Origin of the sequence: Albidovulum sp., assembly GCF_049646345.1 — a bacterium.
Lineage (GTDB): Bacteria > Pseudomonadota > Alphaproteobacteria > Rhodobacterales > Rhodobacteraceae > Albidovulum.
The window spans coordinates 1-7,853 of record NZ_JBARVQ010000713.1 but is presented as its reverse complement, the minus strand read 5'-3'; the positions used below and the strand labels follow the sequence as shown (position 1 = coordinate 7,853).

The following is a 7,853-nucleotide window of genomic DNA, read 5'->3' as shown; positions in this document are numbered from 1 at the left end:
GGAACAGCCAGTCAGGATCAGGCGTTGGCCGCGCGGATCTGGTCGGCGGCGTCCTTGTTGAAGGCAATGCCCTTGTCGGTGAAAAGCTGGTCCAGCTCACCCGACAGCGTCATCTCGGTGATAATGTCGCAGCCGCCGACAAACTCACCTTTGACGTAAAGCTGCGGGATGGTCGGCCAATCGGAGAAATCCTTGATCCCCTGACGGATATCGGCGTCCTCCAGCACGTTCACATCGGCATAATCGATGCCCATGAAGTTCAGCACCCCGGCCACGCGGGACGAGAACCCGCATTGCGGCATGGACTTGGTGCCCTTCATATAAAGGACGACGTCGTTCTGGCTGACGGTTTCGCTGATGCGGTCTTTGGCGGTCATTTCATCTTACTCCGGTGCCTTCGTTGTCAGCGCCAGTGCATGCAATTCGCCCTGCGCGCCGTCCATTTTTCCCTTCAGCGCGGCATAGACCGCACGCTGTTGCTGGACGCGGTTCATGCCGCGGAAGCTTTCGTCGATGACCTCGGCGGCATAGTGGTTTCCGTCGCCCGCGAGATCGGTGATGGTGATCTTCGCCTCCGGGAATGTCGCCCGGATCAGGTCTTCGATTTCCTGCGCTTGCATCGCCATGTGGCGTCCTTCCCTTTGATCTTGGAAACGAATGTAGGCTTGCCCGCGTCCAGCCGCAAGATTGCGGATGGCACGGTTCGGGTCTCGGCCTACAATGTCCGCTCCATCCTGATTGGTTCGACCGGCGGGCCGGAGCGTCGGCGCCACAGCTTTGTCGGTCCATCGACCGGGTGAAAGCCGCACCTTCGATAAAAGCTGATCGCACGATAGTTTTCGGGGACGACGTAAAGCCAAAGGCCAGAGACACCAAGTTCCCTCAGGTCGTCAAAAAGCGCGTTCATCAGCTTGCTGCCATGTCCGCCGCCGGGGCGGTCGATGGCAAGCTCTTCAAGTTTGGCCTTCCCTCCGGAAACAACTTGCGAAAGCAGCGCAAAACCAGCGTCCTCGCCGCCCTCGTCCCAGATCACCAGCCGCCAGGCCGGATCGGTCAGGGCGGAATGCAACGCATCGCTATCGTAGGCGGCCAGACGGTCGAGGTTTTCCGGCCGGTTCAGCAGATCTTGCACAAAGTCCAGATCGACGGAGGCAGCCGGACGCAGCATCAGGTGACGGCGGCGGCAAAGGCCGTGCGGTAGAGCCTGGACAGTTCCGCCAGATCACCGCTGCTTTGGCCGAACGTCACCGATGTGCCGCCGAATGTGCCGGTGCGGGCCAGCGGAACCCCGGCTTTCGCAGCCGCCGCTTCCAGTGCGGCAGCGTTGCCGGGCGTGACCGCGACGAGGTAGCGGGCCTGATCCTCACCGAAAAGCTGGCCGATATCGGCGCTGTCGAGCGCAACGCCAATCCCGGCGGCTTCGCCCATCTCGAAGGCGGCGAGCGCGAGGCCGCCATCGGACAGGTCGGTGGCGCCGCTGAGCAAACCCTTGTTTGCGCGCAGAAATTCGCCATTGCGGCGTTCGGCGGTAAGATCGACATGCGGGGCGTCGCCTTCTTCGCGGCCAAAGGCCTCGGCCAGCAGCGCGGACTGGCCGAGATGGCCCGTTGTCGCGCCGATCACCATGGCGATGTCACCGTCAGCAGGAAGGCCCGCGATGAGGTCGCTCAGCGTGTTGAGAAGGCCGACCGCGCCGATGGTCGGCGTCGGCAGGATGCCCGTGCCGTCGGTTTCGTTGTAAAGTGAAACATTGCCCGAGACGATGGGCATGTCGAGCGCTGCACAAGCCTCGCCGATGCCTTTGATCGCGCCGACGAACTGGCCCATGATCTCGGGCTTTTCGGGATTGCCGAAATTGAGGTTGTCGGTGGAGGCCAAGGGCGTTGCCCCGACGGCGGTCAGGTTGCGGTACGCCTCGGCCACCGCCTGTTTGCCGCCCTCGACGGGGTTCGCCTTGACGTAGCGAGGTGTCACGTCCGAGGTGAAGGCCAGCGCCTTTTTCGTGCCATGAACCCGCACCACACCTGCGCCAAGTCCCGGCATACGCACAGTGTCGGCCATGACCATCGTATCATATTGTTCCCAGACCCAGGCCTTGTGGGCGTAGTTGGGCGAACCGATCAGCGCCTTCAGCGCGTCGATCGGGTCGATATCGACGGTGCCGGTCAGCGGAGTGGCGGCGGGCGTCGGCACCCAGGGCCGGTCGTATTCCGGCGCGGAGGACGAGAGTTTCGAGAGCGGCAGATCGGCCTTCACCTCATTGCCATGCAGGATCAGGAACCGGTCCTCGGCGACAGTTTCGCCGACGATGGCGAAGTCGAGGTCCCACTTTTCGAAGATCGCCCGCGCCTCGGCCTCTTTTTCCGGCTTCAGCACCATGAGCATGCGTTCCTGGCTCTCGGACAGCATCATCTCATAAGCGGTCATATTGGTTTCGCGCTGCGGCACGTGGTCGAGCGTCAACTGAATGCCAAGCCCGCCCTTGTCGCCCATCTCGACCGCTGAACAGGTCAGGCCCGCGGCCCCCATATCCTGAATGGAGATGACAGAGCCCGAGGCCATCAGTTCAAGGCAAGCCTCCAGCAGGCGCTTTTCGGTGAAGGGGTCACCGACCTGAACGGTGGGGCGCTTTTCCTCGATTGTATCGTCGAACTCGGCCGATGCCATGGTGGCACCGCCGACGCCGTCGCGCCCCGTTTTCGCGCCGAGATAGACCACGGGCATGCCGACGCCTGAGGCGGCGGAATAGAAGATCTTGTCGGTATCCGCCAAACCTGCAGCGAAGGCGTTGACCAGACAATTGCCGTTATAGGCGGCGTGAAACCGCACCTCGCCCCCGACATTCGGCACGCCGAAGCTGTTGCCGTATCCGCCGACGCCCTCGACCACGCCCTTCACCAGATGCGCAGTCTTGGGATGCGAGGGCAGACCGAAAGAAAGCGAATCCATCGCCGCGATGGGGCGCGCACCCATGGTGAAGACATCACGCAGAATGCCGCCGACGCCGGTCGCCGCACCCTGATGCGGCTCGATATAGGACGGGTGGTTGTGGCTCTCCATCTTGAAGATGACCGCCTGCCCGTCGCCGATATCGACAACGCCCGCGTTTTCGCCGGGTCCGCAGATGACCTGCGGGCCCTTGGTCGGCAGGGTGCGTAGCCATTTCTTGGAGGATTTGTAGGAACAATGTTCGTTCCACATCGCCGAGAAAATGCCAAGTTCTGTAAAGGTCGGCTCGCGACCGATGATCTCAAGGATGCGGTCATATTCGTCGGGTTTCAGCCCATGCGCGGCGATCAGGTCTTTGGTGATCTCAGGTTCTTGCATGCTCGTCCCCCGGGGCTTTCGCGATGCTGCGCCTTTTAGGGGGGAAGACGGTGAGAGGAAAGGCCCCCACGCAAGGGAGGCGATATTTTTCGTCGCACCCTTGAAGCGTCATGATCCCTCTTGGGCGGGGGTTATCGGCGTGGGCACAGCCGCGTCGCAGCGGTCATTCGTGCCAGGGGCGCTTGCGCGGTCACGTCGTCATCCGCTGATCGGTCGCAACGACCGGGACAAGCTGCACCTCGGCGCTCGGGAACCCCAGAAATACGCTGTCACCGACCGCAAAGGGTTCCGCGCCCGGTGGCACGACGGCAAAGACCTCTCCCAATGCGCTGGTCAGCGTGTACTGGATCTGGTTTCCGAGATAGGCGGCATAACTGACCTCGGCGGCGAAGCTGCCGGGTGCGGGCACGCGGGAGATGCGCACCTGATGAGGCCGTAGGACCAACGCAGCGCTACCGAGAGGCGCCTCTGCGTTCGGAAGGGTCAGGCTCTCGCCGCCCAGCCGGATGGTGGTTCCACTGTCGCCATGCCCGGAGACCTCGCACGGCAAAAGGTTCGCGTCACCGATGAAGTCGGCGATGAATTCATTCGCGGGGCGTTCGTAAAGGTCGCGCGGCGTGCCTTCCTGGGCGATCCCGGCATTCTTCATCACGATGATCCGGTCTGAGACCGCCATCGCCTCTTCCTGATCATGGGTGACATAGACTGCGGTCAGGCCCAGCCGCTGCTGGATCTGGCGGATTTCCTCGCGCACGTGACGGCGGAGTTTCGCATCAAGGTTCGACAGAGGTTCATCCAGCAGCAGCACCTCGGGTTCCAGCACGATGGCGCGGGCGACGGCCACGCGCTGTTGCTGGCCGCCGGAGAGTTCAGAGGGCAGGCGTTTGCCAAAGCCTTTGAGCCCGACCATCTCCAGCCCCTCCTCGGCGCGGGCATGGGCCTCGGCCTTGGGTATGCGTTTGACGGTCAGGCCGTAGGCCACGTTTTCGATCACCGTCATATGCGGAAAGAGCGCGTAGGACTGAAAGACCATCGAGACCTTGCGATAGGTCGCCGACAGATGCGTCACGTCATGGCCGCCGATCAGAATACGGCCCTCGGTGGCGCTTTCCAGCCCTGCGATCAGCCGGAGCGTTGTGGTCTTGCCGCAGCCCGAGGGGCCGAGCAGCGTGACGAGTGTGCCCGGCGCGATGTCGAGGTCGAGCGGTTTCAGCGCCGTCACCTCGCCGAAGCGTTTGACCACGCCTTCGAAGCGGACGGAGCCTTTTGGGGTCTTGTTCAGCATCTGGGGTCTCCGATGGTCAGGTCTCGACACGATCCGCCCGGCGCAGGCGGCGTTTGCCAATGAGAAGTTGCAGGATGAGGATGGCGGCGAGCATGGTCAGGATCAGCACCGCCGAATAGGCGATGGCAAAGCCGAATTCGCCGTTTTCGACGCGGCCGACGATGAACGAGGTCGCCATGTTGTGCCGGGCCGAGACGAGGAAGATGACGGCCGAGACCGAGGTGATGGCGCGTACGAAACTGTAGGTCAGGGCGGCAAGGATCGCGGGGCCAAGCAGCGGAGCGATCACCCGGCGGGCGGTGGTGAAGCTGTTCGCGCCCAGCATGATCGAGGCCTCATCAAGGCTGCGATCAAGTTGCGACATGGCCGCGATCCCGCCCCGCACGCCCACCGGCATGTTGCGGAAGACGAAGACGAGGATGAGGATGATCGAGGTTCCCGTCAGCTCGATCGGCGGGAAGTTGAAGGCCATGACATAGGCCACGCCGATCACCGTGCCGGGGATGGCGAAGGAAAGCATGGTCGAGAACTCGAACGCCTCTTTGCCCGCGAATTTCTGGCGCACCAGCAGATAGGCGGTCGCGAGGCCGACAAAAGCCGTGAGCGGGGCCGAGATGCCGGCGATGGTCAGCGTGGTGAAATAGCTGTCCCAGGCTGAACCGGTGAAGCGGATGCCGTCGGTGAACGAGACTGAAAAGGCGCGGATGTAATGCTCAAGCGTGAAGGAGTGGTTGTAGCCCCAGAGCTTCACGAAGGACCCGAAGACGATCATCGAATAGATCGCGGCGGTGAAGGCGGCCCAGGGCAGCGCTGTCAGGTAGCAGGCCCAGCGCAAGGTGGGGTTCAGCGCGGAATGACGCCCCGAATCCGCCTTGCCGGTGACCGTGGCGTAGGATTTCTTGCCGACCCAGCGGCGCTGGACCAGAAAGGCACCAAGCGTCATCGCCAGAAGCGCGATTGACAGGATCGCGGCCTTGGCGGGGTCGGCGACCGCGCCGACGATGGCGAAATAGATCTCGGTCGAAAGCACGTTGAAATTGCCCCCCAGCACCAGCGGATTGCCGAAATCGGCAAGGCTTTCGATGAAACCGAGAAGGAAGGCATTGGCCAGCCCGGGGCGCATCAGCGGCAGGGAGACATAGCGGAAGGTCTGCCAGCGGTCGGCATCCAGCGTCTGGCTCGCCTCCTCCATCGACGGGCTGACGCCTTCGACCACGCCGATCAGCACCAGAAAGGCGATGGGCGTGAACGAGAGCATCTGTGCCAGGTAGATGCCGCCGAAGCCATAGAGCCAGCGGGTCTTTTCCCAGCCGAAAGCGTCGGCGAAGAACTCTGTCACCGTGCCCGCGCGGCCGAAAAGCAGGATCAGGGCAAGGCCGATGACGAAGGGCGGCGTGATGATTGGAATGATCGTAAGAACCCGCAAAAGCGGCTTGGCGCGGAACCCGGTCCGGGTGAAGATCAGCGCGAAGGCAAGGCCAAGCGCGGTTGTCCCCGCCCCGGTCATCAGCCCCAGGATCAGCGAATTGATCGCCGGACCGCAGTCCCCGCCGACCAGGCAGCCGAGCCCCCAGAGATCGGCGGAAAAGAAGCGTCTGAGGAATTCTGACACGCCGTAACCTGCGCCGCCCTTCATCTCGAACGCGCGGATCAGGACATGGGCGACGGGGTAGAAGACGAAGGTTGCGACCAGCGCCACGATCAGGCCGATGAGGCCGGTCACAAAGGCATCGCCCCGGCCCCGGCCAAGACCGGAAATGCCGGTGGTCAGGATCAGGAGAAGCGCGAGCGCGGTGACGAAAGCCCCCGCGCCCATGCCGGGCTGGCCCTCGCCCGCGATCCAGCCGAACCGCGCGGCAGTGCCGGGGATCAAAAGCCCCTGAGCGATCAGAAGCCCAAGCCCCGCCGCCGCAACGACGACAAGCCCGCGCGCCATGGCTGTCTGACCATGCACGAACCCAAGCACCGCTGCTGCGGCGGCGAAGGCCGGAAGCGGACCGGATAGCCACCATTTACCATGCAGAATGACCTGCCAGAGGGCGGGAGCAGCCCCGTCGCCGGACATTTCCGCCAGCCAGCCAAGGCCAAAGACCCCGCCAGACACCATGTACCAGGGCAAAAGGGCATAGCCCACAAGCCCGATCAGGAGCCAGAGCCCCGCCGTCCGCTTCATCGCCGCACTTCCTTGATTGTCCCGCTTTCGGGGTGGCAGGCCGCCAGATCCTCTGGCGGCCCGGCCTTTGGCTTACTCTTCGACCGCGCCACCGGCGCCCTTCACCTCGGCATCCCAGCGCGCCAGAAGGCGTTCGCGGGTGTCCGATGCGCCATAGGTGGCGAAGTCATAGTCGATCAGTTTGATCGAAGAGAGGTCGGGCGAATCCGGGTCAAGCGTGGCACCGGAATTCGAGGGCACGTTGTAGACGCCGACCTGCAATCCGGCCTGCTGCGCCTCGGCGGTCAGCACGAAATCGACCCATTTCTTCGCGGCGTCAGGGTTCTTGGCACCCTTGATCACCGACACGCCGCCGACCTCGTAACCGGTCCCCTCGCAGGGTGCGACGATCTCCAGCGGGAAGCCGGTTTTGCGCAGCTTGACCATGTCATGCATGAAGCCGATGGAAATCGTGGTCTCGCCGCGTGCGGCGGCCTTCGACGGGGCCGATCCGGACTTGGTGTACTGGTTCACGTTGGCCCCGATCTCGGCCAGAAGCTTGAAGGCCTCATCCTCGCCGAAAAGCTGAGTGAGGGTGGCAAGCTCGGTGTAAGCGGTGCCCGAGGAATTGGGGTTCGCGACCTGAATTTCGCCCCTGTAGGCGGGATCGGCCAGATCCTTCCAGCAGGCAGGTGCGTTCAGGCCCTTTTCGGCCAGAACATCGGCGTTATAGGCGATCCCCAGCGCCCCGGCATGGATGCCGATGGTCTTGCCGCCGGAAATCTCGGCAATGTTCACAGCCCAGGGCAGCAGCGTTGAAGTGTCGGCACCGGATGGTTCGCTCAGACCTTCTGCGGCAGCGATAAGATGCGGGTCGCCCGTACCACCCCACCAGATGTCGATCTTGGGATTGCCGGCCTCGGCACGCACCTGCGCCAGGGTCTCGCCGGTCGACTTGCGGACCATGGCGACGTCGATACCGGTCGCGGCTTCGAAATTCGAGGCCATCAGGTCGCACCAGTCCTGTTCGTTCGAACAGACGACGTTCAGTTCATCGGCGAAAGCGGGGGCGGCCAGCACGGCCAGCAC

At 63.4% G+C, this 7,853-nt stretch carries 7 protein-coding genes; all 7 read right to left on the bottom strand.

Features of this window, described 5'->3' with window-relative positions; all coding sequences use genetic code 11:
- Nucleotides 1-17: 17 nt before the first annotated feature.
- On the bottom strand, nt 18-377 hold the full coding sequence (grxD, locus tag WBB85_RS18605) for a Grx4 family monothiol glutaredoxin (protein ID WP_432640086.1): 360 nt from the start codon (nt 375-377) through the stop codon (nt 18-20).
- A 6-nt stretch (nt 378-383) separates the two neighbouring features.
- Nucleotides 384-626, bottom strand: a complete 243-nt coding sequence (locus tag WBB85_RS18600; protein ID WP_432640085.1) for a BolA/IbaG family iron-sulfur metabolism protein — start codon at nt 624-626, stop codon at nt 384-386.
- An 89-nt stretch (nt 627-715) separates the two neighbouring features.
- Nucleotides 716-1,168 carry a GNAT family N-acetyltransferase gene (locus WBB85_RS18595; protein WP_432640084.1) on the bottom strand — a complete coding sequence of 151 codons (453 nt, stop codon included), beginning with the start codon at nt 1,166-1,168 and terminating at the stop codon, nt 716-718.
- Nucleotides 1,168-3,327 carry a phosphoribosylformylglycinamidine synthase subunit PurL gene (purL, locus tag WBB85_RS18590; RefSeq protein WP_432640083.1) on the bottom strand — a complete coding sequence of 720 codons (2,160 nt, stop codon included), beginning with the start codon at nt 3,325-3,327 and terminating at the stop codon, nt 1,168-1,170. Before purL ends, WBB85_RS18595 begins: the two co-directional genes overlap by 1 nt.
- A 190-nt stretch (nt 3,328-3,517) precedes the next feature.
- Nucleotides 3,518-4,612: an ABC transporter ATP-binding protein gene (locus WBB85_RS18585; protein WP_432640082.1), complete on the bottom strand. Its 1,095-nt coding sequence runs from the start codon at nt 4,610-4,612 to the stop codon at nt 3,518-3,520.
- 16 nt (nt 4,613-4,628) lie between these two features.
- Complete coding sequence (locus tag WBB85_RS18580) at nt 4,629-6,785, bottom strand: ABC transporter permease (RefSeq protein WP_432640081.1); 2,157 nt, start codon at nt 6,783-6,785, stop codon at nt 4,629-4,631.
- Nucleotides 6,786-6,857: 72 nt separating this feature from the next.
- On the bottom strand, nt 6,858-7,853 hold the full coding sequence (locus WBB85_RS18575; protein WP_432640080.1) for an ABC transporter substrate-binding protein: 996 nt from the start codon (nt 7,851-7,853) through the stop codon (nt 6,858-6,860).

Bases quoted from the DNA above. Each gene is read 5' to 3' on its own strand.
- WBB85_RS18580 (WP_432640081.1), bottom strand. From the start codon at position 6,785: ATGAAGCGGACGGCGGGGCTCTGGCTCCTGATCGGGCTTGTGGGCTAT.
- WBB85_RS18595 (WP_432640084.1), bottom strand. From the start codon at position 1,168: ATGCTGCGTCCGGCTGCCTCCGTCGATCTGGACTTTGTGCAAGATCTG.
- purL (WP_432640083.1), bottom strand. From the start codon at position 3,327: ATGCAAGAACCTGAGATCACCAAAGACCTGATCGCCGCGCATGGGCTG.
- WBB85_RS18585 (WP_432640082.1), bottom strand. From the start codon at position 4,612: ATGCTGAACAAGACCCCAAAAGGCTCCGTCCGCTTCGAAGGCGTGGTC.
- grxD (WP_432640086.1), bottom strand. From the start codon at position 377: ATGACCGCCAAAGACCGCATCAGCGAAACCGTCAGCCAGAACGACGTC.
- WBB85_RS18600 (WP_432640085.1), bottom strand. From the start codon at position 626: ATGGCGATGCAAGCGCAGGAAATCGAAGACCTGATCCGGGCGACATTC.